25 protein-coding genes and 2 pseudogenes are annotated in these 20,693 nt (G+C 64.8%); 14 read left to right on the plus strand and 13 right to left on the minus strand.

What is annotated here, in order from left to right:
* Nucleotides 1–166: 166 nt before the first annotated feature.
* The 3 genes from ACZ5XO_RS02535 to ACZ5XO_RS02545 are packed head-to-tail and all read left to right on the plus strand — an operon-like array spanning nucleotide 167 to nucleotide 1,925.
* The gene (locus tag ACZ5XO_RS02535; RefSeq protein WP_464163762.1) at nucleotides 167–748 is read left to right on the plus strand and encodes a YqaA family protein; all 582 of its coding nucleotides are present in this window, start codon (nucleotides 167–169) and stop codon (nucleotides 746–748) included.
* A gap of 36 nt (nucleotides 749–784) precedes the next feature.
* Nucleotides 785–1,324, plus strand: a complete 540-nt coding sequence (locus tag ACZ5XO_RS02540; protein WP_464163763.1) for a disulfide bond formation protein B — start codon at nucleotides 785–787, stop codon at nucleotides 1,322–1,324.
* 10 nt (nucleotides 1,325–1,334) lie between these two features.
* Nucleotides 1,335–1,925, plus strand: coding sequence for a demethoxyubiquinone hydroxylase family protein (locus ACZ5XO_RS02545; RefSeq protein ID WP_296175903.1), 591 nt, complete (start codon nucleotides 1,335–1,337; stop codon nucleotides 1,923–1,925).
* A 211-nt stretch (nucleotides 1,926–2,136) separates the two neighbouring features.
* On the opposite strand, the gene ACZ5XO_RS02550 is transcribed toward ACZ5XO_RS02545, so the two are convergent.
* Genes ACZ5XO_RS02550 through ACZ5XO_RS02560 form a run of 3 tightly spaced genes read right to left on the minus strand, consistent with a single transcriptional unit; the run spans nucleotide 2,137 to nucleotide 5,765 of the window.
* Complete coding sequence (locus ACZ5XO_RS02550; RefSeq protein ID WP_464163764.1) at nucleotides 2,137–3,111, minus strand: esterase-like activity of phytase family protein; 975 nt, start codon at nucleotides 3,109–3,111, stop codon at nucleotides 2,137–2,139.
* Nucleotides 3,108–4,979: a cobaltochelatase subunit CobT gene (cobT, locus tag ACZ5XO_RS02555; RefSeq protein ID WP_464163765.1), complete on the minus strand. Its 1,872-nt coding sequence runs from the start codon at nucleotides 4,977–4,979 to the stop codon at nucleotides 3,108–3,110. The genes ACZ5XO_RS02550 and cobT overlap by 4 nt, the downstream gene beginning before the upstream one ends.
* A 48-nt stretch (nucleotides 4,980–5,027) precedes the next feature.
* A complete protein-coding gene (locus ACZ5XO_RS02560; protein ID WP_464163766.1) occupies nucleotides 5,028–5,765 on the minus strand; it encodes an NYN domain-containing protein in 738 nt (245 codons plus the stop codon).
* Nucleotides 5,766–5,921: 156 nt separating this feature from the next.
* Between ACZ5XO_RS02560 and ACZ5XO_RS02565 the strand changes: the two genes are divergently transcribed.
* From ACZ5XO_RS02565 to ACZ5XO_RS02580, 4 genes are all read left to right on the plus strand, one after another.
* Complete coding sequence (locus ACZ5XO_RS02565) at nucleotides 5,922–6,308, plus strand: hypothetical protein (protein ID WP_464163767.1); 387 nt, start codon at nucleotides 5,922–5,924, stop codon at nucleotides 6,306–6,308.
* Nucleotides 6,308–6,508 carry a hypothetical protein gene (locus tag ACZ5XO_RS02570; RefSeq protein ID WP_464163768.1) on the plus strand — a complete coding sequence of 67 codons (201 nt, stop codon included), beginning with the start codon at nucleotides 6,308–6,310 and terminating at the stop codon, nucleotides 6,506–6,508. Before ACZ5XO_RS02565 ends, ACZ5XO_RS02570 begins: the two co-directional genes overlap by 1 nt.
* 52 nt (nucleotides 6,509–6,560) lie before the next feature.
* Entirely contained in the window at nucleotides 6,561–6,689 is a 129-nt protein-coding gene (locus ACZ5XO_RS02575; protein WP_464163769.1) for a hypothetical protein, read from the plus strand.
* A gap of 125 nt (nucleotides 6,690–6,814) precedes the next feature.
* Entirely contained in the window at nucleotides 6,815–6,988 is a 174-nt protein-coding gene (locus tag ACZ5XO_RS02580) for a hypothetical protein (RefSeq protein WP_464163770.1), read from the plus strand.
* A gap of 53 nt (nucleotides 6,989–7,041) precedes the next feature.
* Here the strand turns inward: ACZ5XO_RS02580 and ACZ5XO_RS02585 are convergent, their stop codons facing one another.
* The 3 genes and pseudogenes from ACZ5XO_RS02585 to ACZ5XO_RS02595 all read right to left on the minus strand — a co-directional run bounded on the left by ACZ5XO_RS02585 (nucleotide 7,042) and on the right by ACZ5XO_RS02595 (nucleotide 8,728).
* Nucleotides 7,042–7,797 (minus strand): type II restriction endonuclease, encoded by a 756-nt coding sequence (locus ACZ5XO_RS02585; RefSeq protein WP_464163771.1) that lies wholly within the window; start codon nucleotides 7,795–7,797, stop codon nucleotides 7,042–7,044.
* Between the two features lie 21 nt (nucleotides 7,798–7,818).
* Nucleotides 7,819–7,965 (minus strand): annotated as a pseudogene (locus ACZ5XO_RS02590) (EcoRII N-terminal effector-binding domain-containing protein); the annotation flags it as partial.
* A 28-nt stretch (nucleotides 7,966–7,993) separates the two neighbouring features.
* Nucleotides 7,994–8,728 (minus strand): hypothetical protein, encoded by a 735-nt coding sequence (locus ACZ5XO_RS02595; protein WP_464163772.1) that lies wholly within the window; start codon nucleotides 8,726–8,728, stop codon nucleotides 7,994–7,996.
* A gap of 529 nt (nucleotides 8,729–9,257) precedes the next feature.
* Here ACZ5XO_RS02595 and ACZ5XO_RS02600 point away from each other — a divergent pair.
* Nucleotides 9,258–9,935 (plus strand): HNH endonuclease, encoded by a 678-nt coding sequence (locus tag ACZ5XO_RS02600; protein ID WP_464163773.1) that lies wholly within the window; start codon nucleotides 9,258–9,260, stop codon nucleotides 9,933–9,935.
* Nucleotides 9,936–10,241: 306 nt separating this feature from the next.
* Here the strand turns inward: ACZ5XO_RS02600 and lepA are convergent, their stop codons facing one another.
* The gene (gene lepA, locus ACZ5XO_RS02605) at nucleotides 10,242–12,050 is read right to left on the minus strand and encodes a translation elongation factor 4 (RefSeq protein ID WP_464163774.1); all 1,809 of its coding nucleotides are present in this window, start codon (nucleotides 12,048–12,050) and stop codon (nucleotides 10,242–10,244) included.
* Between the two features lie 330 nt (nucleotides 12,051–12,380).
* Between lepA and ACZ5XO_RS02610 the strand changes: the two genes are divergently transcribed.
* From ACZ5XO_RS02610 to ACZ5XO_RS02635, 6 genes are all read left to right on the plus strand, one after another.
* Nucleotides 12,381–13,220 (plus strand): hypothetical protein, encoded by an 840-nt coding sequence (locus ACZ5XO_RS02610; protein WP_464163775.1) that lies wholly within the window; start codon nucleotides 12,381–12,383, stop codon nucleotides 13,218–13,220.
* A 71-nt stretch (nucleotides 13,221–13,291) separates the two neighbouring features.
* A complete protein-coding gene (locus ACZ5XO_RS02615) occupies nucleotides 13,292–13,699 on the plus strand; it encodes a hypothetical protein (RefSeq protein ID WP_464163776.1) in 408 nt (135 codons plus the stop codon).
* Complete coding sequence (locus ACZ5XO_RS02620) at nucleotides 13,696–14,412, plus strand: C39 family peptidase (RefSeq protein WP_464163777.1); 717 nt, start codon at nucleotides 13,696–13,698, stop codon at nucleotides 14,410–14,412. Before ACZ5XO_RS02615 ends, ACZ5XO_RS02620 begins: the two co-directional genes overlap by 4 nt.
* Before the next feature lie 116 nt (nucleotides 14,413–14,528).
* Complete coding sequence (locus ACZ5XO_RS02625; protein ID WP_464163778.1) at nucleotides 14,529–15,008, plus strand: hypothetical protein; 480 nt, start codon at nucleotides 14,529–14,531, stop codon at nucleotides 15,006–15,008.
* Between the two features lie 111 nt (nucleotides 15,009–15,119).
* A complete protein-coding gene (locus ACZ5XO_RS02630; protein WP_464163779.1) occupies nucleotides 15,120–15,944 on the plus strand; it encodes a Crp/Fnr family transcriptional regulator in 825 nt (274 codons plus the stop codon).
* A 97-nt stretch (nucleotides 15,945–16,041) separates the two neighbouring features.
* A complete protein-coding gene (locus ACZ5XO_RS02635; protein WP_464163780.1) occupies nucleotides 16,042–17,355 on the plus strand; it encodes a transporter in 1,314 nt (437 codons plus the stop codon).
* A 27-nt stretch (nucleotides 17,356–17,382) separates the two neighbouring features.
* Here ACZ5XO_RS02635 and ACZ5XO_RS02640 read toward each other — a convergent pair whose 3' ends face one another.
* From ACZ5XO_RS02640 to ACZ5XO_RS02665, 6 genes and pseudogenes are all read right to left on the minus strand, one after another.
* Nucleotides 17,383–17,739 (minus strand): helix-turn-helix domain-containing protein, encoded by a 357-nt coding sequence (locus ACZ5XO_RS02640; RefSeq protein WP_464163781.1) that lies wholly within the window; start codon nucleotides 17,737–17,739, stop codon nucleotides 17,383–17,385.
* A 27-nt stretch (nucleotides 17,740–17,766) separates the two neighbouring features.
* A complete protein-coding gene (locus tag ACZ5XO_RS02645) occupies nucleotides 17,767–18,099 on the minus strand; it encodes a hypothetical protein (protein WP_464163782.1) in 333 nt (110 codons plus the stop codon).
* Between the two features lie 99 nt (nucleotides 18,100–18,198).
* Nucleotides 18,199–18,555 (minus strand): hypothetical protein, encoded by a 357-nt coding sequence (locus ACZ5XO_RS02650; protein ID WP_464163783.1) that lies wholly within the window; start codon nucleotides 18,553–18,555, stop codon nucleotides 18,199–18,201.
* A gap of 94 nt (nucleotides 18,556–18,649) precedes the next feature.
* Nucleotides 18,650–18,925: a hypothetical protein gene (locus ACZ5XO_RS02655; protein ID WP_464164950.1), complete on the minus strand. Its 276-nt coding sequence runs from the start codon at nucleotides 18,923–18,925 to the stop codon at nucleotides 18,650–18,652.
* A gap of 175 nt (nucleotides 18,926–19,100) precedes the next feature.
* Nucleotides 19,101–19,202: pseudogene (locus tag ACZ5XO_RS02660) on the minus strand (LuxR C-terminal-related transcriptional regulator); the annotation flags it as partial.
* A 398-nt stretch (nucleotides 19,203–19,600) separates the two neighbouring features.
* On the minus strand, nucleotides 19,601–20,686 hold the full coding sequence (locus ACZ5XO_RS02665; RefSeq protein WP_464163784.1) for a DEAD/DEAH box helicase: 1,086 nt from the start codon (nucleotides 20,684–20,686) through the stop codon (nucleotides 19,601–19,603).
* Between the last annotated feature and the right edge of the window lie 7 nt (nucleotides 20,687–20,693).

Genomic DNA, 20,693 nt, shown 5'->3' on the forward strand with positions numbered 1-20,693 from the left:
TGGCGGCTGCTGCCGCCGATTGGGGCGGAACCTAATGGGCGCCCCCCGTCGGGCGCAAGGCGGCGCTGATCCGAAACAGGACACGTTGCGGTGTCGCAGGCGATGATCGACGGGTGCGCGCGGGCCCCGGGCCTGCTAGAGCCGCAGGCTCAACCGGGACGCCTGTATGCTTCGCAAGCTCTATGACTGGGTCTTCTCTCTGGCCCGCCACCGTCATGCGACCCGGTCGCTGGCCGTGGTCTCCTTCGCGGAAAGCTCCTTCTTCCCCATTCCGCCGGACGTCATGCTGGCGCCCATGGTGCTGGCCAAGCCCGAGCGCGCCTACTTCTACGCCACGGTCTGCACCGTGGCCTCGGTGCTGGGCGGCCTGCTGGGCTACGCCATCGGCTACTTCCTCGAACCGGTCGGCATGTGGATGCTGGCCGTACTCGGCAAGGCCGACACGTTCGAGGCCTCCAAGGCCCTGTTCCAGCAACACGGGGCCTGGGTCATTATCGTCAAGGGCTTCCTGCCGATCCCCTTTAAGATCATCACCATCGCCTCGGGTATCTTCCAGTTTAATCTGGCCCTCTTCACCGCACTGTGCGTCGTCACACGCGGCGCCCGCTTCTTCCTGGTGGCCTTTGTGCTCAAGCGCTGGGGCGAGCCCATGCTGGCCGTGATCGAGAAAAGACTGGCGCTTTTCACCGTGCTTTTCCTGGTTCTGCTGGTCGGCGCGGTCTTTGCGGTCAAGCTGATCGGACACTGATCGACGCCGGCCCCGGCTGCGTCTAAGAAAGACGCCATGAAGCGCTCGTATCAAGTTCTGACCCGCTGGTGGACCGCCTTTGCGCTGGCGGCCTCTCTGGCCATGCTGGGCGCGGCTCACGCCTTCGAGCGGTTCGCGGGCCTGGCGCCGTGCAATCTCTGCCTCAAGCAGCGCGAGGTCTACTGGGCCGCCGTGGCCATCGCCGGCGCCGCCACCTTCTGGGCCGTGTTCAGCCGCGCCAGCCGCGGTACGCCGCGCATCGCCTCCTTCCTGCTGGCCGCGGTCTTCTTCACCGGCGCGATCACGGCGGGCTTCCACGCGGGCGGCGAACTGAAGTGGTGGGACCTGCCCGCCACCTGCTCGGCCATCCCCTCCGCCGCCATCGACCTCAGCGCCCTCAGCGCCCTGGCCGACGGCACCGCCGAGATGAAGCCGGTCGTCGGCTGCGGCGACGTGGCGTGGAGCTTCGGCGGCGTTTCGATGGCGGGCTGGAACTTCTTCATCTCCCTGGCGCTGGCGATCTTCAGCCTTCTGGCGGCGAAACGTCCCAAGGACGCGCGCGCCCCGAAGGCGTAAGGAAGCGATCATGACCGAGGCATCCGACACCGTCGCCGCCGCCCGCCGCATCCCTCTGCCGCGCCCCGGCGTGGGCCAGACCCGCGCCCGCATGGCTGAAATGCTGCGCGTCGACCACGCGGGCGAGTTCGCCGCCGTCCACATCTATCGCGCCCAGCGCGCCGTGCTGGAGGGCCGCAAGGGCAAGGCCGCCATCGCCGCCGATCTGACCGAGATGGAGGGCCACGAGGCCGTCCACCTGGCCCGGTTCGAGGCCCTGCTGACCGAAAACCGGGTGCGCCCGACGGCCATGATCCCGCTGTGGAAACTGGCCGCCACGGCGCTCGGCGCCGGCACAGCCCTGATCTCGGAGAAGGCCGCCCACGCCTGCACCGAGGCGGTCGAAAGCGTCATCGAGAAACACTACGCCGACCAGATCGAGGAGGTCCGCGAGCGCGACCCCGAACTGGCCGCCGAACTGACCAAGTTCCGCGAAGAGGAACTGGCCCACCACGACCACGCCATCGAGCACGGCAGCCGCGAAGCCCCGGCCTACCGCCTGCTCTCGAGTGTCATCAAGGTCGGCTGCAAGGCCGCCATCAAGATCAGCGAACGGATCTAGGCGCTCAAGCAGCCCGAAGGGCGATAGCGCTCTGAAAATACCCTTCTCCCCTTGAGGGAGAAGGTGTCATGCGGAGCATGACGGATGAGGGGTGACGACGGCGCCTTCGATAGCCAGGCTCGACGTCAGCACTGCCTATTTCTAGACGCCCCGCCGACACCCCTCATCCGAGCGCCTCCGGCGCCCACCTTCTCCCTCAAGGGGAGAAGGCTCAGGGTCTCACATCGAACGCCAGCATCATGGTTCGCTGCATGGCGTTGAAATTGTCGTCGGACAGGATGTAGAGCCGCGTCCGGTCGCCGTGCTTCTCGGCCGCGATCCCCTCGAAATTATCCGTGGTCCCCGGCAGCTTCAGCTCGACCAGCACCGGCCCCAGGCTCCCGTCGGCCGCCATGCGCCGCACCCGCGCCCGCACGTCGATGGGGGCGCTGTATGAGCGCTGGACCACGAACCAGCCGCCCGCCGGGTCGCGATCCATGCCGGTGATGCGATAGTCGCTGTCGGCCAGAGGCGTCTCGGGCGGCGTGCTCACGACGGCGCAGCGTAGGGCCGAACAGTCCCAGACCCCGCCGGATTCCCCCGCAACGCGCCAGCCGTCGCCGGAGGTCGCCAGCCCCTCCATCCCGTCATTCTCGGGGAAGGGGTAGTCGGGCCGTCGCACGGCCTGCGGGTTTCGCAGAGCGGTCAGCGGGCCGTAGTTCCAGATGCGGTGGTCGCGCTCGAAGCTGACCAGCAGGTCGCCGCCGGTGGTGATCGCCAGCCCCTCGGCGTCGCCTTCGACCTTCTGGCTGATCGGGGTCCCGTCGATCAGACTCAGGCGGCGCACGCGCAGACCGTCCAGACCGGTCAGCCGCCCGCGCCCGTCCAGCGCCAGCCTGCCGCGCGCCAGATCGCCCACGTCGGAGACGGTGATGAAGCCGCCGTCGCCGGTCAGCTTCAGGTCGGACAGGCTGTGCAGCGGGGAATCCATCCCCGCCAGCACGGTGACGCCCCCGGCGTAGCGCACGCCTTGCCCCAGCACCGCCGCGCCCGGCAGGCCAAGCCCCACCTGACGGGTCGAGGCGTTGACCGCGCGCCATCCCCCGGCATCGGGCGTCGGCGTCCACGGCTGCGAGGTGACGACCGCGCTGGCGCAGGCCGCCAGCGTCAGCGCCGCCAGAGCCGCGACGTAGATGCGCCGGTTCATGCCGCGCGCTTCTTCGCGGACCGCGCCACGGTCTTGGGCTTGGCCTCGAACAGTTCGGCCAGCTTTTCGGTCATGACGCCCGCAAGTTGCTCGACGTCGACGATGGTCACGGCGCGGCGATACCAGCGGGTCACGTCGTGGCCGATGCCGATGGCGATCAGCTCGACCGGCGACTTTGTCTCGATCTGCTCGATCACCTGCCGCAGATGCTTGTCCAGATAGAGGGCGGCGTTGGCCGACTGGGTGGAATCGTCCACCGGCGAGCCGTCCGAAATCACCATCAGGATCTGACGCGACTCGGTGCGCCCCAGCAGCCGCTCGTGCGCCCAGGTCAGGGCCTCGCCGTCGATGTTCTCCTTCAGCAGACCCTCGCGCATCATCAGGCCCAGATTCTTCTTGGCCCGGCGCCACGGCGCGTCCGCTGACTTGTAGATGATGTGGCGCAGGTCGTTCAGACGGCCCGGATTGGCGGGCTTGCCGGCGCTGATCCAGGCCTCGCGCGACTGGCCGCCCTTCCAGGCGCGGGTGGTGAAGCCCAGGATCTCGACCTTGACCCCGCACCGCTCCAGCGTCCGCGCCAGAATGTCGGCGCAGACCGCCGCCACCATGATCGGCCGCCCGCGCATCGAGCCCGAGTTGTCGATCAGCAGGGTCACGACCGTGTCCCGGAACGGGCTTTCGCTCTCCATCTTGAACGACAGGGGGCTGGTCGGATCGGTGATGACGCGGGTCAGGCGCGCCGTGTCCAGCACGCCTTCCTCCAGATCAAAGGCCCAGCTGCGGTTCTGCTGCGCCATCAGGCGGCGCTGCAGCTTGTTGGCCAGCCGCGACACCACGCTCGACAGGGTCGCCAGCTGGGCGTCCAGCAAGGACCGCAGCCGGTCCAGCTCCATCGGATCGCACAGCTCCTCGGCGCCGATGGTCTCGTCATAGGCGGTGGTGAAGACGCGATAGGCGTCCACGGCGCGCCCGTCGTCGACGCTGTCCTGACGGTTGGGCAGGGCGCCTTCGTTCAGTTCGGGGCCGTCGTCGCTGGCCTCGCCGTCGGGATCGGCCGGGGCGCCGTCAGGGCGGGTCTGGCGCTCGTCCTCGGCGGACTGGTCGTCGGCCGTGCCTTCCAGCGACTGGCCGCCTTCGCCGCCGTCCTCTTCTTCCTGTTCCTGCTCGTCGGGCGCGTCCTGCTGCGACTGATCGGGCTCGTCCTCGCCCTGCTCGTCGTTGGCGTCTTCGGCCTGTCCGTCGCCGGGGTCGAGATCCAGCGCCCGCAGAACGTCTTTCAGCTTGGCGGCGAAGGCCGTCTGGTCGTCGGCCACGGCGGCCAGGGCGTCCAGTTCAGCCCCCGCCTTCAGCTCCATGTTCGAGCGCACCAGGTCCAGCATGGCCTTGGCGCCGTCCGGCGCGGCCTCGCCTGTCAGCCGTTCGCGCACCAGAAGCGCCGCCGCCTCGGCCACCGGCACCCGCTCGGCCTCGGCCCGCAGGGCGCCCGACTTCTCCAGCCGGGTCAGCAGGGCCGCGTTGAGGTTGCTGCGCACGCCCTTCAGCTCGCGCGCGCCGACCGCCTCGACCCGGGCCTGTTCGACCGCGTCGAAGACCTCGGCCGCCGTCTGATCGACGGGCCGCAGCCGGGCGTTCAGCCCCTCGTCGTGATTGGCCAGCCGCAGGGCCAGCCGGTCGGCCTGACCGCGCAGGGTCGCGCTCTCGGGGGCGCCCGGATCGCGCGGCGGATGGGGCAGGGTCAGGACCCCGTTCGACAGCCGCGGCCCGTCCGAACCGAAATGCACCTCCAGCTCGGCCTGCTCGGCCAGGGCGCGCGCGGCATTGGCCAGTGCGCGTTTGAAGGTCTCGACGGGGGTCTCTGCGGCGGCCATGGGCCACACATAGACCATGCCGCGCGGGGGGGAAGAGGGTGGGCGCTCTTACTTGGGCCTGACCCGCACCCGCATGGCCCCGCCGGCTCCGGCCTCGACGTCGAAACGGCCGGTGGCGCGGATCAATTCCGACAGCTTGGCGTGGCCATAGGTGCGCTGGTCGAAGTCGGGATAGGCGTTCCTCAGCCTGTTGCCTATGCCGCCGATATTGACCCAGCCGTCGCCGTCCTCGTCCATGTCGGCGATGGCGGCGGCGATCAGACGCACGGCGTCCGACGGCTTCTTCTCGGCGGCCGGGGCGGGGGACGCTTCGTCGCCGCCGCCGCCCCGCCCGGTCAGGTTCTCGGTATAGATGAAGCGGGTGCAGGCCTGGCGGAAGCTCTCGGGCGTCTTGCGCTCGCCAAAGCCATAGACCGGCACGCCCTGCTCGCGGATGCGCGCCGCCAGCCGGGTGAAGTCGCTGTCCGACGACACCAGGCAGAAGCCGTCGAACCGCCCGGAATGCAGCAGGTCCATGGCGTCGATCACCAGGGCGATGTCGCCCGAGTTCTTGCCCTTGGTGTTCTGGAAATTCTGCTGCCACTGAATGGCCCAGCGCGGCAGGACCTCGATCCAGGACCTCAGCGCCGGACTGGCCGCGTCGCCATAGATGCGCCGGGCCGAGGCCTCGCCCAGGGTGGCGATCTCGGTGAACAGGGCCTCCGCGATCCGCGCCGAGGCGTTCTCCCCGTCGATCAGCACGGCCAGACGCGGCGCGCGGGCGGCGGTGGGCAGGTCGGTCGGCATGGGCGAAGGCCTTTGTTCAGCGGGCAGGCAGCGTCTTCCAGCGAGTCGGTTCGGTCAACAGCAGCGGCGCCTTCACGCCACTGGACACGTTTCTGTGATGTGATAGATCGTCGTTATCTCACGGCATCCGCCGTGAGTTTTGATCCGGGGGGATCCATGAAAATCAAAGCTATCGTGGCCGCTTGCGCGGCCCTGTCTCTGGCTGCCTGCGCCACATCGCCCGACAAGATTTCGGCCAGCTATGTCTCGCCGCTGCAGTATCAGGGCTATGACTGCGGCCAGATCCGCACCGAATTGGTCCGCATTGGCCAACGCGTCGATGAAGTGACCGGCCAGCAGCGCAAGCAGGCCAACAATGACGCCATCGCCATGGGCGTGGGTCTGGTCCTGTTCTGGCCCGCCCTCTTCTTCCTCGCCGGCGGCAACGACAAAAAGGAAGAGTTGGGCCGTCTGAAGGGCGAGTACGACGCCTTGCAACAGGCCGCGACCGCCAAGCGTTGCAACTTCGAGGCCCATGCGGCCCAAGCCGGCGCCGCCGGTTGATGGGATCGTTCAGCATCGCCCATTTGCTGGGCCTGGCGCTGATCCTCGTCGTCTTCGCGGTTCCGGGGGCGATCATCCTGCGTCGTCTCGGCTTTTCGAGATGGTGGGTGATTGTCGCCATGCTGCCCTATGTGAACATCGTGGGGTTGTGGGTTCTGGCCTTCATCCGGTGGCCGGCGCTGGACCGCTCCGAAGCCTGACACGACGACGGCGGCCTCTTCGCGGAGGCCGCCGTTTTCGTTACAGCGAGGCATGATCCAAGCTCCCATGCGCCGCCTGATCGACCTGCCCGGCGTCGATGATCTGGAACTGAAGGCGCTGATGAAGCCGCGCTACGCCGATCCCGACGCCCGCGACGAATTCCCGAGATCGACGTCCTGACCAGCGCCCTGTTCGGCCTGACCGGCGACGCCGCCGAGGCGGTCGAACGGCCCGCAGACTGGGGCGACATCCACCGCCTGGAAGGCGCCGATCTGGCCGAGGCCTTCGAGGCCCTGGGCTGGGACGTGACCGACAAGCGCAGGAAGCCCCTGCGCCTCATGCCCCACTACGCCCTGCCTCTGGCGTTGGCCGTGCGCGGCGTGGCTGGCGAACTGCCCTTCGTCGCCGAGCCCGACCACCCCGCGACCGACTGGGGCGCCGGTCTGGCTGCCGACGCCGCCCGTTTCAGGAAGCGATAGAGGCTTTTAACGCCTTCAGCGCGAGGCCGCGCCAGCGAGAGCCGTGGCGTCGCCTAGGCCGTCAGGCGAACCTCGCAGATGAACCGCTCCAGGGTCATCAGGTGCGGCCGGATGTTTTTCGGATAGGCGCTAACCAGTTCTGTCGGGACCACCAGTTGCAGTCGCGCCGCCTGCATCTCGGCGAACTGGTTCTCCGAAACGCCTTCCTGAAGCGTCAGCAGGTGCTTGGTCGGAATGCGATCGGCCTCGTTCAGCACCTGCCGCCAGCGGTCGCGCGCCGTGGTCTTGGCCGCCAGCATCCGCAGGCGTTCGGCGGGGAAGGCGCTGTCGGCGTAGGCCGCGGCGGACGGGAACAGGAAGTCCGGCTTCTTGTCGCCCTCGGACCTCGCCCCGTGGCTGAAGTGCTGGTCCTCAATCAGTCCCTCTTGCAGAAAGATCTCTCGTGCATGCAGTTCCAGCGATCGTCCTGAACGCGACTTGCGCCTTTGCAGGATAGTCTGGGCCAGTGACAGGAAGGACGACAGCGAAGCGAACCCGTCCCTTACCTTCGGTCCTTCCAGCGCCTCCTCTACCGACTGGAAGATCTCGAATTCACACTTGCGCCGCCGGATCAGGCGGTCATCCGGCGTCTGGCTTTGCAGGGGGCGAAGCGCGACGGTCCTGTGCACGATCTCCGTCGCCGTCGGAAAGCGCACCAGCCATTCGGCCGGCATGTCGGACGGCCGCAACAGGCATGGGGAGGCGGGCAGGCGGGGCGGGAACAGGTCGGCTTCGCCCGGTCGCCATATGACCGACCGCTTCGGCTCCACCGGCCCGACCAGATCCTCGATGACCTCGTCCTGATAGCCCTCGCAGACCCAGACATGAAGGTCGGGCGCGTCGTCCGTGTCGGCGGCCCTGTCGAAGACAAAGACAGCGAGGGCCCCGGTGCTGTCGGCGTCCAGCAGGGCCGAAGCCGCCCCGCCCCAGCCCGTGATGCGGGTCTCGTCGCGGGTGCCGTCGGGGTCAGGAAGAGATTGAAGCTTTTAGTGCCGCTAGTTCTTCTTTCGCTCGTCGTGCCTGACCCTCGGCACGAGCGGTTTCGCGTCGCGCTTGGCGCAGCGCTATCAACATCGCATCCTCTGTCGCTTTCAGAGTTTCCCAGTAGGCGGATTTTATTGCGTAGTCGGGATCGTCGTATTTCGACTCTGGTGTCAGCGCGAACCGTGCGCTCATCATTTCTGGTTTGAAACGTGCTGCCAGCAGGATCTCTAGCGGCGTGTTCTCGAAGCTGTTGGCTTTTTCCTGCCGATCCATCAACCGCACATAGACTTCGGCTAATCGCGCGAGTCCCTGCGCCTCCGGCAGCATCCGCATCAGCATAGCTCGGCCAGAGGCGATCATCGCCGTAGAGGCCAGCACCGCCGCTTTCCCTTCATGGGCATCCTCAGCTGCCAGCGGCCCGAACAAGGCCTGAGCCATCGCCGCCTGCGCCGCCGCCTCGTCGGCTGCTTTCGCTGCCTTGGCTTCCTCCTGCTCCGTCTTGCGCGCTTTCGCCGTCTCGACGGCGATCTGGTCGCCCCAGTCACGCTTGGTCGCGCCATGCACCGTGATGCGTTTGCGCAGCGCCTGCCCCGACACCCGCCACCGCTCGCTCAACTCCGGCACGGTCGCGCCGTTGCGATATTCGTCGAGGATGATTTCCCATGTCGCCTTCGACAGCCGGTAGTGGGCCGGCCCGCCCTTCAGCTTCCCGCTCATCCGCCCAGCATGGCGCTGTCAGCGACCAGGGCGCGCCAATCGCCCCGATCCGCCCCCAAGTCCCTGAAAACCCACAAAGTGGAATGCGAGGCATAACCCTTCTCCCTCCCCTTCATGGGGAGGGTGGTCGCGCAGCGACCGGGTGGGGAGGGCCGGGCAACCCGTCTGGTCAACTGCGTATTGCCTAGCTAACCTCTGGTTAGGGGGCTAGATGATTTACCAATCAGAGATAGGTACTCGGCAAGCGGGCGCGTCCAGATGAGCGCTCTATCTGACAGTCTCGCGTCGCTTTCGTCCGAGCACCGCGATGCTCTGCTTTGGTTCTGGAAGCGCCGCGATCACGTCATCGAGTGGCCAGAGACGCTTGACGGTCTGTTTCTTGTGCAGCGCGCCAAGGGCATTCATAAGCCAAAGGGGTGGGCGTATGCGTTGAGTGTTCGTCAGACTTCTAAATAGCCCGTATGCGGACAAATCCCCCTTACGGTCGACTGATGGCTCTTGGACGTATGAGTACTTTCAAGAAGGCCATTTGGTAGCGGACCGCGACAAGCACGCGTCCAATCGCAGCTTGATTGCTTGCGAAAAAGACGACGTCCCTGTTGCGGTTCTTTTTCAGGAACGCGCGAAGCCCACCGCTAAATATCGAGTTCTAGGCCTTGCCAAAGTTATGGGCTGGGAGGGCGGCTACTTCACTCTTCAGGGCTATCGGCCCGACGGCGCACTGCCGGGCTCGAACATTGACTATCCAGAAGCTTTGCCAGCAGTTGTCGCTGCGGTGGAAGAGGCGACTGTTGGTGCTCCGCTACCACTTGAGGATGCTCGGAGGCGAATAGACGCGCAAATTGTTGCTCGCCAAGGCGGCCGCGCATTTCGTGAGAAAGCGTTGCAAGGATACTCGGGCCGATGCGCTATTTCGAAGTGGTCTGTGAGGGCGGTGTTGGAAGCCGCTCACATTGTCCCCCACCTCGGCAGCCATACAGATCAAGCAGACAACTGCATACTTCTGCGATCTGATTTGCACGTGCTTTTTGATAGGCACTTGTTGCAGGTAGATCCGGATACGCTCCGGATCCGAGTGGATAAAAGCCTGACTAATACACCTTACGATGAGTACGCGGGTCAGCAGATTGTTCCCCCAGAAGGGGTCCATCCAGATACCTTGAAAATGCGGCTGCGTGAGCGAGCTAGATTCTACGACGAGTCGTAAGCGGCGGCTCGAATCGGATCAGATCGTACTTTTGAGCAAACCATTCGACGAAGGCGATTGGTGATAGTCCTTCTGTCCAGTGGCGCTTCAGATCTTCCCTTGAAAGGCCTGCGTCTGCCGCGCTGATGCACCACTCACGGCGAAGTTTTCGATCAACTTCGGCGATCCAGCTGTGCTCGGACACTGACTTTGTCACACCTGCCTCCTAGAAGGGCTACGCCTTTCAGCGTGCCCAGGGAGTTGGTGAGGTTCAAGCCCGCAGTTGCGAAGGGGAGGGCGCAGCGTTCGTCAGCTGCGCCCGCGCCATCAATCCTCATCCATCTTCAGGGCCGCGATGAAGGCTTCCTGCGGGATCTCGACCTTGCCGAACTGGCGCATGCGCTTCTTGCCGGCCTTCTGCTTCTCCAGCAGCTTCTTCTTGCGGGTGGCGTCGCCGCCGTAGCACTTGGAGGTCACGTCCTTGCGCAGGGCGCGGACGGTTTCGCGGGCGATGATCTTGCCGCCGATGGCCGCCTGGATCGGGATGACGAACATGTGGGGCGGGATCAGCTCCTTCATCTTCTCGACCATGCCGCGGCCGCGCGTCTCGGCGCGGGCGCGGTGGACCAGCATGGACAGGGCGTCGACCGGCTCGGCGTTGACCAGGATGCTCATCTTGACCAGGTCGCCGACCTTGTAGTCGGTGATCTCGTAGTCGAACGAGGCATAGCCCTTCGAGATCGACTTCAGGCGGTCGTAGAAGTCGAACACCACCTCGTTCAGCGGCAGCTCATAGACCACCAGGGCGCGGGTTCCGACGTAGGACAGCTCGACCTGGGTGCCGCGGCGGTCCTGACACAGCTTGATGACCCCGCCCAGGTATTCGTCGGGGGTCAGGATGGTGGCCTTGATCCACGGCTCGCTGATGGTCTCGATCTGCATCACGTCGGGCAGGTCGGCCGGGTTGTGCAGGTCGATCTCGGTCCCGTCGCGCTTGCCGATCTTGTAGACGACCGAGGGGGCCGTCGCGATCAGGTCCAGGTTGAACTCGCGGCTCAGGCGCTCCTGGATGATCTCCAGGTGCAGCAGGCCCAGGAAGCCGCAGCGGAAGCCGAAGCCCAGGGCCGCGCTGGATTCCATCTCATAGGTGAAGCTGGCGTCGTTCAGGCGCAGCTTGCCGATGGCGGCGCGCAGGTCCTCGAAGTCGGCGGCGTCGACCGGGAAGAGGCCGCAGAAGACCACCGACTGGACCTCCTTGAAGCCCTTCAGCGGCTCGGCGGTCGGCTTCTTCTCGTCGGTGATGGTGTCGCCGACGGCGGCGTGGGCCACTTCCTTGATCTGGGCGGTGATGAAGCCGACCTCGCCCGGGCCGAGCTGATCGACCGGGGTGTTCTTGGGCAGGAAGACGCCGACACGATCGACCAGATGGGTCGAGCCGGACTGCATCATCTGCACCCGCATCCCGGCCTTCAGCACGCCGTCGAAGACACGCACCAGCAGGACCACGCCCAGGTAGGGGTCGTACCAGGCGTCGACCAGCATGGCCTTCAAGGGGGCGTTGACGTCGCCCATGGGCGCCGGCAGGCGGGTGACGATGCCTTCCAGCACGTCTTCGATGCCGATGCCCGACTTGGCCGAGCACTCGATGGCGTCCGAGGCGTCCAGGCCGATGACGTCCTCGATCTGGGCCTTGACCCGCTCCGGCTCGGCGGCCGGCAGGTCGATCTTGTTCAGGACCGGCACGATCTCGTGGTTGTTGTCGATCGCCTGATAGACGTTGGCCAGGGTCTGGGCCTCGACGCCCTGCGAGGCGTCCACCACCAGCAGCGAGCCCTCGCAGGCGGCCAGCGAGCGCGAGACTTCGTAGGCGAAGTCGACGTGCCCCGGCGTGTCCATCAGGTTCAGAACATACTCCAGCCCGTCCTTGGCCTTGTAGTTCAGGCGCACGGTCTGCGCCTTGATGGTGATGCCGCGCTCCTTCTCGATATCCATATTATCAAGAACCTGCTCCGACATTTCCCGCGCGGACAGGCCGCCCGTGAACTGAATCAGACGGTCGGACAGGGTCGATTTGCCGTGGTCGATGTGGGCGACCACCGAGAAGTTGCGGATGCGTTCGATAGGGGGCGTCGTCATGGTTCGCGCGCTTAGCATCCGCAGGGCCGGAAGGCTACGGGAACGGCGTTGGGAGCAGGGGGGACGGACGTTTCATGCAAGGGGCGCGGCGTCTGGGAAACTCATGATTTCTGTAGATCGTCGCCCGTTCTTAATTGATCTTCGCCAGCCGTCTTCGTGATTGGAAATATATCACTATTATGTGAACCGAACAGAAAACTGTCATTTTAATTTTCCAATATTCGTGTCTTTTCATTTAAAAATTCAGGTGCCCGTATTCTTTAAACAGCATTTGATGTGCTTTGACCCAATTCGGTCTGATTTTGAGGCGGATGGAGGTCTCAGGCCCCCTTGAGCGGGGCGGGAACAGGGAAGGTCATCGCCCGATTTGGAGGTCTGGAGGCCGAGGGGCCTTCCTTTAACCATCTATCGGAGGGTTTCATCGTGACCACGAAGCAAATGACGTCAGCCCTGGCGCTGTCGGCGGCTCTGGCGTTCGGCGCGCTGCCGGCGACCGCCGCCCTGGCGGGCCCGGATGTCGGGAACTCAAACGTCGAGAACTCGAATCTTCAGGACAACTCCGCGAATCTCGCCGTTGGGATCACGGATTCTCTGAACGACAATTCGACCAACGACTCGAACAACGACAATTCGACTGATCTCGACCTCGGCGTGTCGGATTCGTTCAACGACAGTTCGAACTCGAACAACGACAACTCGGCGGATCTCGATGTCGGCGTCACGGATTCGTTCAACGACAACTCGCAGACCGATTCCAACAACGACAACTCGACCAACCTGTCGGTGGCGGACTCGGGCAATGACAACTCCCAGCACGATTCCAACAACGACAACTCGAGCAACCTCGACGTCGCGGTGACGGATTCGTTCAAGGACAGCTCGATCCACGATTCCTACAACGACAATTCCGACAACTCGACGACCAATATCCGGGTCTCCCTGTCGCTGCAGGAGCTCAGCGCCAATGTGAGCGGCTTTGAGTTCGACGTCGGCGGCGGTCACCACGACGGCAAGCTGCGCACCGGCGACATCAGCAACTCCGGCGGCGCCTTCGCGGGCTTCGCGGGCATCCAGACGGCGAACTACAACACCGGGTTCGCGGCCAACAACCAGGCGGCGACGGCGATCAGCGCCAACGCCAACGTCACCTTCGGCAACGGCGGCGGCTGAGGCTGAAAGACAATGGACCGGCCGGGCCTTCGCGCCCGGCCGGCTTCTTTCAGTGTCCATGGAGGAAAGCCATGTTGCGGTATCTGGGCTGTGTCGCCGCGATCAGCGCGCCGGTCATATTTCTGGCGGGCGCGGCTGCGGGTCAGGCCGTGCCGACGACGGCGCCGACCGTCGTTGTCGCAGGGGCCGCCCTTTCGCCGGATCGGACGGCGATCAAGGCTGCGCCGGTCGCGCTCAGCCTCGAGGAATTGAGCGAGGAGCACGGTCGGCAGGGCGTCTATATCCACGCCGACTCCACCCAGGCTCTAAACGCCGTCAACTCGGGCAACAGCATTACGGCGGGGCAGGTGGGTTCGGGCGACATCGCCCTGACGGAAGGCGCATTCGCCGGGTTCGCCGGGATCGGCAACTTCGTGATCAACACCGGGCACAACAACAATCTGCAGGGCTCGCTCAGCATCATGATCGTGACCCCATGAACCAGAGCCGCCTGTCCTGCATGGCCATGATCGTCGCGACGGTGGTCGCGAGCGGGGGGGCGGCTGCGGCCGAGGTCATGATCAATCAGGGCGGCGCGGCCTATTCCGTGCAGGTCGTCAGCTATCGCGACATTCCCTTCAGGACGGTCGTTCGTCAGGAGTATGATTACAGCTGCGGCTCGGCCGCCTTGGCGACTCTGCTGCGCTATCACTATGGTCGGGATGTCCAGGAACGCGACGTCTTCGTCTCCATGTATGAAAATGGGGATCGCGAAGCGATTCAGCGGGTCGGCTTTTCCCTGCTGGACATGAAACGCTATCTCGAAACCCACGGCTTTCAGTCCGACGGTTTTCGCATGAGCCTGACCGCCCTCGAGGAGGCGCGGGCGCCCGCCATCGTCGTGATCAACCAGCAAGGCTACCGGCACTTCGTGGTGTTGAAGGGCGTCAGCGGCGGTCGAGTGCTGGTCGGCGACCCGGCGCTCGGTCTGAAGACCTATGGCGAGGCGGAATTCGCCGCGATGTGGAACGGCATCGCCTTCATGATCCGGGACTCGGCGGATCGCTTCAATGTCGCTGATGAGTGGCGGCCGTTCGCCACGGCGCCGATGGATCGCGCCCTGCCGACGGATTCCCTGGCGGCCATGACGCGGGAATTGCCGCCTCTGTACCAGATCACGACCACCTTCTCGCTGGATCCATACCTGCGGTGATGATGATGTTTCGCAGTCGCTCGTTCCAGATAGGGGTTTGCGCTGCAGCCTGGCTGTTGGCTCAGGCGCCCCAGGTTCGCGCCGAGACGCCGGTCAGGGCGTCTTATGGGGCGCCGATGAGCGATGATGAATTGGCCGAAACACGTGGCGGCTATCTGACCGCGGGCGGCGTGGTCTTCGACTTCGGGGCTGTGGTTCGCACCTTCGTCGACGGCGAGCTGGCGCTGGAGACGCGGCTGACCTGGACGCCGCAAGGGCCGGTGACCGAACAGGCCGCCGGCGCCCTGCCGGGATGGATTCCCCTGACGGCCGGACAGATCGGCGGGCTTGACCTGTCAGGCCTGCCGGCGGGCGCCGAGGGTCTGGTGCTGAATGACGCCAGCGGGACGACGGCCCTGGTTCACAACGTCATGAACGGTCAGTTGCAGAATCTGGTGATCAACGCCGCTGACAATCGCGACATTCGTCAGGACATGCAGCTCATGCTGACATTGCCGAACCTGGAGGCGATGCAGCGGGATTTCGTCATGACCCGGCTCGGTGAACAGATTTCGCAGGATATGGATTGGTCCAGTATCCGCGGTCCGGGGTCCTGATCGAATGCTCAAGTTTCTTGACGGGAAATCGTCGTTATCTGGAACTGCTTGCGACCTGGTTCATTTTACCATTCGTTAACATAGTGCGTTTGGGCCCGGGGAGGGGTGAGAATGCATACGGGCCTTATCTACGCAGGCGAGTATGAAGCCGCGCGTCGGCTGCAGCGTGTCGCGACGCCGACGCGGGCGACGCAGCGACGACCCTTGCGACCTGCGGCGGAAGTGGCGGCGCTGAAGGTTCTGAGCGCCATCACCTCCCTGACCGAAGACGAACGGAACCTCATAAGAAAGCTCTGCCTCTATCGCGAGACCATCCCGGCCGGCGCGGAGTTCGCGCGAGAAGGAGAGGCGGCGTCGCCGCGCCTGATTGTCAGCGGTTGGGCCTGTCGACAGCATTCCCTGCCTGATGGACGGCGCCAGATCTTCGGCTTCCTGATGGCGGGCGACGCCATCGGCATCGGCCTCAAGCCCCGGCCTCTGGACGAAATGTCCACGGTGGCGGTGACCCGGGTCGAATGCGTGGACGCGCTGATGCTGCGCGAGATCCTGGCGGTTCAGGATGAGCGCCACGCGGGATTGCAGCGCGCCCTGGCGGCGGTGCGCCGTTATGAGGAAGCTTGCCTGCTGGACCACATCGTGCGGCTGGGGCGTCAGTCCGCCCATGAGCGGACGGCTCATTTTCTTCTGGAATGGCGTCAGCGGTGCCGGATCGCGGGTCTGGCGGATGGCGAGCGCCTGCCCATGCCCCTGACCCAGGAGGTGCTCTCCGACGCCCTCGGGCTGAGCATCGTGCATCTCAACCGCACGCTTCAGCACATGAGGCGTGAACGCCTGATCGAGATGAAGCGCGGCTGGGTCCATCTGCTCGACATCGTTCGCCTGCAGTTCATATGTGACTATCAGGGCGGTCGAATGCCGATGAACAAGGTTGAATGAAGTTGTCAGCTTAGAAAAGCGTGTCGATTTCCTATCATTAAGCAATGTGGAAGTCGAAAATACGTGTTTGTATCTATCGGTTCTGGTGGAGGGTGGCATGTATTTCCGCAAGGCCGTTCATCTTCTGAGCGTATCTTCGCTTGCATTTGTTCTGGTTTGCGCGCCCGAACGATCGGCCCATGCGCAGGAAGAAACGCCCGAGGCGCGCCTGGCGCGTCTGGAAGCCCTGGTGGCCGAGCAGAGTCGTCGCCTGAGCGAGCAGGAAGCCCTGCTGGCGCGCCAGTCGGAATTGCTGGAGGCGCAGTCGCGTCGTATCGACGAGCGCTGGCGGTTGGCTGACGGACCGTCGGAGATGGCGGCGGTGTCGGCCGGCGGGGAGGGGGCTCCCGGGATGACGCCCCTCGGTCCTGACGCGCTGGCGGCCTGGCGGGCCGGTCAGGATCCGGGCGCGACACGATCGCCTATAGAACAGCCCCCGCCGCCGAGCCTGAACGAGCGACGTCTGCAACTGGCCGCCGTGCCCGAAGAGGTGGCCGTGCTCAGTCCGCAGGGGCGCGCCAGCTTCGACATCTCGGCCGAGTATACGCGGTCCTCCGCCAATCGACTGGTCTTCCGTGGGATCGAGATCGTCCCGGGTCTGCAGATCGGCGTCATCGAGGCCAGCGAGGCGGATCGCGACACCTTCGGCGCCACGATCGCGGGACGCTATGGCGTCACTGATCGGATCGAAGTGGATGCGCGTATTCCCTATCTGAGGCGGCGCGACACCATCACCACGGTCCAGCAGCGTGACGAGGCGGTGACCCGCACGATCGATCTGGAGGGCGACGGCATCGGGGATGTCGAAGCGGGCGTCCGCTATCAGATCAACGGCGGAGAAAAGGGCCGCCCCATCTTCGTGGCGGGGTTGCGGGCCAAGAGCGACACGGGCGAAGGCCCGTTCGACATTCCTCGGGACGAGTTCGGCGTCGCCAGTCGTCTCGCCACGGGGTCGGGGTTCTGGGGCGTCGAGCCGAGCATCAGCATGCTCTATCCCAGCGATCCGGCGGTCATCTTCGCCAGCCTGAGCTACTTCGCCCATCTGCCGAAGGACATTGATCGTCAGGAGGGCGACATCCTGGTCGGTCGGGTCGATCCGGGCGACTCTATCGGCTTGGGGATCGGTTTCGCCTTTTCCCTCAATCCGCGCTTTTCATATTCTCTGGGCTACAAGCACAACTACATCCGGCCCACGACCACCGAGCTGAACGACATCGTCGAGAAGTCTGACGAGCTTCAGGTCGGCGCCCTGACCTTCGGCCTGTCCTACCGCGTCACGGACCGCTTCGCCCTGAACGGCAATTTCGAGTTCGGGGTCACGGAAGACGCGCCCGACATGCGTTTCGTGCTCAGGATTCCGGTGGTCTTCTGACGACGCGGCGCCGATCGCTCGCGAGACCTAGCGGCGGATTTCGACCAGGGCGCGCGCGGTGGTCAGCAAGGCTTCGCGCTGGCGGGCGGCCATGCGTCCGTACAGGTCGGACAGTTCATTGAGCGCATCCGCGGGCTCCATCGCGGTCGGCTCGTCCTGCTGATAGAAGTCGGCGATCTTGCAGTTCAGGGCGGCGGCGGCCTTGGCCAGGGTCGAGGCCGCGACGCGGTTCTGACCCTTTTCGTACTTCTGCACCTGCTGGAACGTCACGCCGAGCGCCGTCGCCAGATCCACCTGGGTCATGCGGTTCTGCACGCGCAGTTCCTTCAGGCGCGCGCCGACTTCTGCGTCGATCGGATTACGCGTGTTCCGCTGAGTGTCCATCGTCTTCCTTTGGAGCGTGGGGGCTGGCTACAGCCTAGCCTTTCTGCGAGCAAGAAGGCTAGCAGCACAAAGCGTGCCGATCACGCCGATATTCCAGACGTAGTAGGCCGAAATATAGGCCCAGTTGTCGAGGTCCAGTCGGTGGATGAAGGCGTAGTGGGTCGCCAGGATCAGGAATTGGAAGGCGGCGGCGACGGGAAGCCAGATGCGGCGCGACCGCAAGCATCCATAGAGCAGAAACAGAAAGACGCAGGCGTCCGCCGCGATGGCCGGCCAGGGCGGGGTCTTGAAATCGAACGGGGTCAGGGCTGACACGACCAGGGTCGCGAACAGCAGGGCTGCGGTGGACTTCTCCCACACGCCTCCGCGGACAAGGGCCAGGAGCCCTGCCAGGAGGAGCAGCGCGACGGTGAAAGCGTAAATGGGTGACATGGCGAGACCACGTCACCCATCCATGATTCAGCCGGCGCGTTCAACCAGGGTCAGGCGCGTCTCACGCGGCACCGGATGATCGGACTTGTCCAGGCCGGCCATTCGGATGCCCCGGAACCGGGTGGTGTCCTTGACCTCGGCCAGGGCCTCGTGAAGCTCCACCATGGCCTTCTGGGCGGCGATCTGCGCCGCCATGGAGCGCGCCAGGGCGTCGAAGACAGGCTGGCCGACGGTGGAGGAAAGCCCGGCGTCCTTGCGCCCGCGCGTCAGCGCCTGGGCCAGCTTCGCCAGACGTTCGATCGACTGGTCGTGGCCGTCTTCGGCGCGTTGCAGGGCATGCTGGATCCGCGCGGCGATGAGGGCCGCTTGTTCAGTTCTTTTCATGGGGTCGCTTCCTGGGTAGGGCCTGCGCGCCCTCAGCCGCCGTACCGCAACTCTTGCAGCAGGAAGGCGAACTGTTCGGCGCCGGCCAGGGTTGTCACGATCCAGACGGCAGCGGCGGCGACGCCGAAGACGATAAGGAGGCTTCCGAGACGCCCGTTTCCAATGTTGTCGGACAGAAGGTCGCGTCCAGCATGGCGGCTGCGATGTAGACCAGTTCCGTCACTACGCCCCCAGCCGTCAGGAACGCGGCCTGCTTGCGCGTTCCCTCGATCAGGTGGTGCACCATCCGGCGTTTGACGTCGGTGGTCGCCATGCCCTGGAGAATGGTCTCCATTTCGCGCCAGCTGATCTGCGGCAGGGTATCGTCCATTTGCATCATGGGGTGTCCTTTCGGCCCCCCGATCCAGCGCGATCGCCGGATCATGCGCCATTCCGATCCTTTCGGATTGGGACTCGTTCGGAATGCTTTCCTGCGCCGCCAGCGCCAGTGCGGCCGCGACGCGGCTCTCGACGTTCAGCTTGCGGGCGGCGTTCTCGCAGTGGCGGTCAACCGTCCCGGGCTTGATGCCGAGCTCGCGCGCGATCTGCTTGGAATTGAAGTGCGAGTGAACCAGGCGCAGGCACTGACGCTCTCGTTCGGTCAGCATCGCCACCTGTTCCACGACTTCAAATCCTCATCTGGTTGAAGCTTGCAGCCTTCCGCTATGTCGCTCAGCCTCGCCCGCAGGGCAAGGGCCGGCGCCCCGTCTTCCATCTGAAGGCGCTTCCGCCGACGCGCGCCTTCGCCGAAGCCGTCGCAGCTTTCAGGCGACGCGAGTTCGAATGAGAATGCAGCTTGCGCACGGAGCGCCGGCGCCCTCATGACGTGGGGTACGCTTCTCGAACACGCCAAGGGGCCTAGCCCGCTCAACGAGTTGCCGTTTCCGTCGCACCATATCCGTGTGAAGAGGGCGGGGCGCTAGTTGCGCCAAGCTAACTGCCAGAGCGAGTGCTTCGCGTCGGCTAGGATGGCGGTGCATAGCTGACAGAACACTGCCACCGGTCCTCATAGAGCGCAGTCAGACCTCGGCCGATTATGAGGGTACCGGGCCTGGACAACCTCGGCGTAGCGATCTTGCATCGCCAGGTCTTCGACAAACACCAGCACTTTTTCGTTCTTGAGCTGAGCTTCGTCGAGCACCTTGAACGTGCTTTGGATGCGGGCGGATTCGGCGGCGAATTTCGTTAGATCTCCAACAGGCTCCTGAGGCCCTCGGGGGTGGAGTGAGGTCCCACGCATCGCCGCCAGAAAGGTCAGCATGCCTCCCTTACCGAGGGAGCCGGACGCAGCGGCAGCGGCTGCCCGAACGACGACGTCCTTGTAGGCCCGAGCCTGCGGCTCGGGCATTTCAACGGGATAGGGCTGTATCGTTTTCTTAGGGAGCCCCTCAAGAGCTTCCGATTTAAGACGCCGGATCATGAACGGCGGCTTGGCGTCATCTCCGTTCATCAACAGCGACTTCAACTCGCCGAGGGCCGCACAATTGTCCGGGGGGTAGCGCTTCTCAAACTCTCGACTGGATCCGAGCAGACCTGGAGCGACCACATCCATAAGCGACCAAAGGTCCTGGAGGCGGTTCTCGACGGGTGTTCCGGTCATGCCGAGCACAAATGCGGCGTTCAGCGTCTTGGCGGCACGCGTCATCTGACTGGCGGGATTTTTCAGCTTCTGGATCTCATCGTAGATGATGATGCCGAAGCGGGTGCGCGCGAAGCTGAAGTGGTAGTCCCGCAGAGTTTCGTATGTCGTCAGAACTATGCCGGCCTGTCGCCAAGCCCCACTGTAGAGTGCGGCGCGACCGGTATCGATGTCGCGACCTGGCAAACCCGATTCTTCGCGCAGCTTCCTCAGATCACCACCGAATGCTCGGGCCATAGGTCCAAGCCAAGGATCCGTCAGATGCTTCTGGATTTCACTTTGCCAGTTTCCCAACAGACCTGTCGGCGCGACGATCAGTAGCGGAGCCGATGGGTGACGCCCGGCGACTGCTTCTTCTTGTAGCCAAGCCATGAATGCGATGGCCTGTAGGGTCTTTCCCAGACCCATGTCGTCGGCCAGCAGCGCGCCTGGGCGGCCTGCCATCGAGCGCATCCATCGC

It is taken from the genome of Brevundimonas sp. T2-11, assembly GCF_055397675.1.

What these genes read in the sequence shown, in the direction of transcription:
- ACZ5XO_RS02625 (WP_464163778.1), top strand. Translation starts at nt 14,529, where the DNA reads ATGAGCGATGATGAATTGGCCGAAACACGTGGCGGCTATCTGACCGCG.
- ACZ5XO_RS02595 (WP_464163772.1), bottom strand. Translation starts at nt 8,728, where the DNA reads ATGAGCGGGAAGCTGAAGGGCGGGCCGGCCCACTACCGGCTGTCGAAG.
- ACZ5XO_RS02560 (WP_464163766.1), bottom strand. Translation starts at nt 5,765, where the DNA reads ATGCCGACCGACCTGCCCACCGCCGCCCGCGCGCCGCGTCTGGCCGTG.
- lepA (WP_464163774.1), bottom strand. Translation starts at nt 12,050, where the DNA reads ATGACGACGCCCCCTATCGAACGCATCCGCAACTTCTCGGTGGTCGCC.
- ACZ5XO_RS02655 (WP_464164950.1), bottom strand. Translation starts at nt 18,925, where the DNA reads ATGGACGATACCCTGCCGCAGATCAGCTGGCGCGAAATGGAGACCATT.
- ACZ5XO_RS02630 (WP_464163779.1), top strand. Translation starts at nt 15,120, where the DNA reads ATGCATACGGGCCTTATCTACGCAGGCGAGTATGAAGCCGCGCGTCGG.
- ACZ5XO_RS02570 (WP_464163768.1), top strand. Translation starts at nt 6,308, where the DNA reads ATGGGATCGTTCAGCATCGCCCATTTGCTGGGCCTGGCGCTGATCCTC.
- ACZ5XO_RS02635 (WP_464163780.1), top strand. Translation starts at nt 16,042, where the DNA reads ATGTATTTCCGCAAGGCCGTTCATCTTCTGAGCGTATCTTCGCTTGCA.
- ACZ5XO_RS02615 (WP_464163776.1), top strand. Translation starts at nt 13,292, where the DNA reads ATGTTGCGGTATCTGGGCTGTGTCGCCGCGATCAGCGCGCCGGTCATA.
- ACZ5XO_RS02575 (WP_464163769.1), top strand. Translation starts at nt 6,561, where the DNA reads ATGATCCAAGCTCCCATGCGCCGCCTGATCGACCTGCCCGGCGTCGAT.
- ACZ5XO_RS02650 (WP_464163783.1), bottom strand. Translation starts at nt 18,555, where the DNA reads ATGAAAAGAACTGAACAAGCGGCCCTCATCGCCGCGCGGATCCAGCAT.
- ACZ5XO_RS02550 (WP_464163764.1), bottom strand. Translation starts at nt 3,111, where the DNA reads ATGAACCGGCGCATCTACGTCGCGGCTCTGGCGGCGCTGACGCTGGCG.
- ACZ5XO_RS02620 (WP_464163777.1), top strand. Translation starts at nt 13,696, where the DNA reads ATGAACCAGAGCCGCCTGTCCTGCATGGCCATGATCGTCGCGACGGTG.
- cobT (WP_464163765.1), bottom strand. Translation starts at nt 4,979, where the DNA reads ATGGCCGCCGCAGAGACCCCCGTCGAGACCTTCAAACGCGCACTGGCC.
- ACZ5XO_RS02540 (WP_464163763.1), top strand. Translation starts at nt 785, where the DNA reads ATGAAGCGCTCGTATCAAGTTCTGACCCGCTGGTGGACCGCCTTTGCG.
- ACZ5XO_RS02665 (WP_464163784.1), bottom strand. Translation starts at nt 20,686, where the DNA reads ATGCGCTCGATGGCAGGCCGCCCAGGCGCGCTGCTGGCCGACGACATG.
- ACZ5XO_RS02545 (WP_296175903.1), top strand. Translation starts at nt 1,335, where the DNA reads ATGACCGAGGCATCCGACACCGTCGCCGCCGCCCGCCGCATCCCTCTG.
- ACZ5XO_RS02565 (WP_464163767.1), top strand. Translation starts at nt 5,922, where the DNA reads ATGAAAATCAAAGCTATCGTGGCCGCTTGCGCGGCCCTGTCTCTGGCT.
- ACZ5XO_RS02640 (WP_464163781.1), bottom strand. Translation starts at nt 17,739, where the DNA reads ATGGACACTCAGCGGAACACGCGTAATCCGATCGACGCAGAAGTCGGC.
- ACZ5XO_RS02535 (WP_464163762.1), top strand. Translation starts at nt 167, where the DNA reads ATGCTTCGCAAGCTCTATGACTGGGTCTTCTCTCTGGCCCGCCACCGT.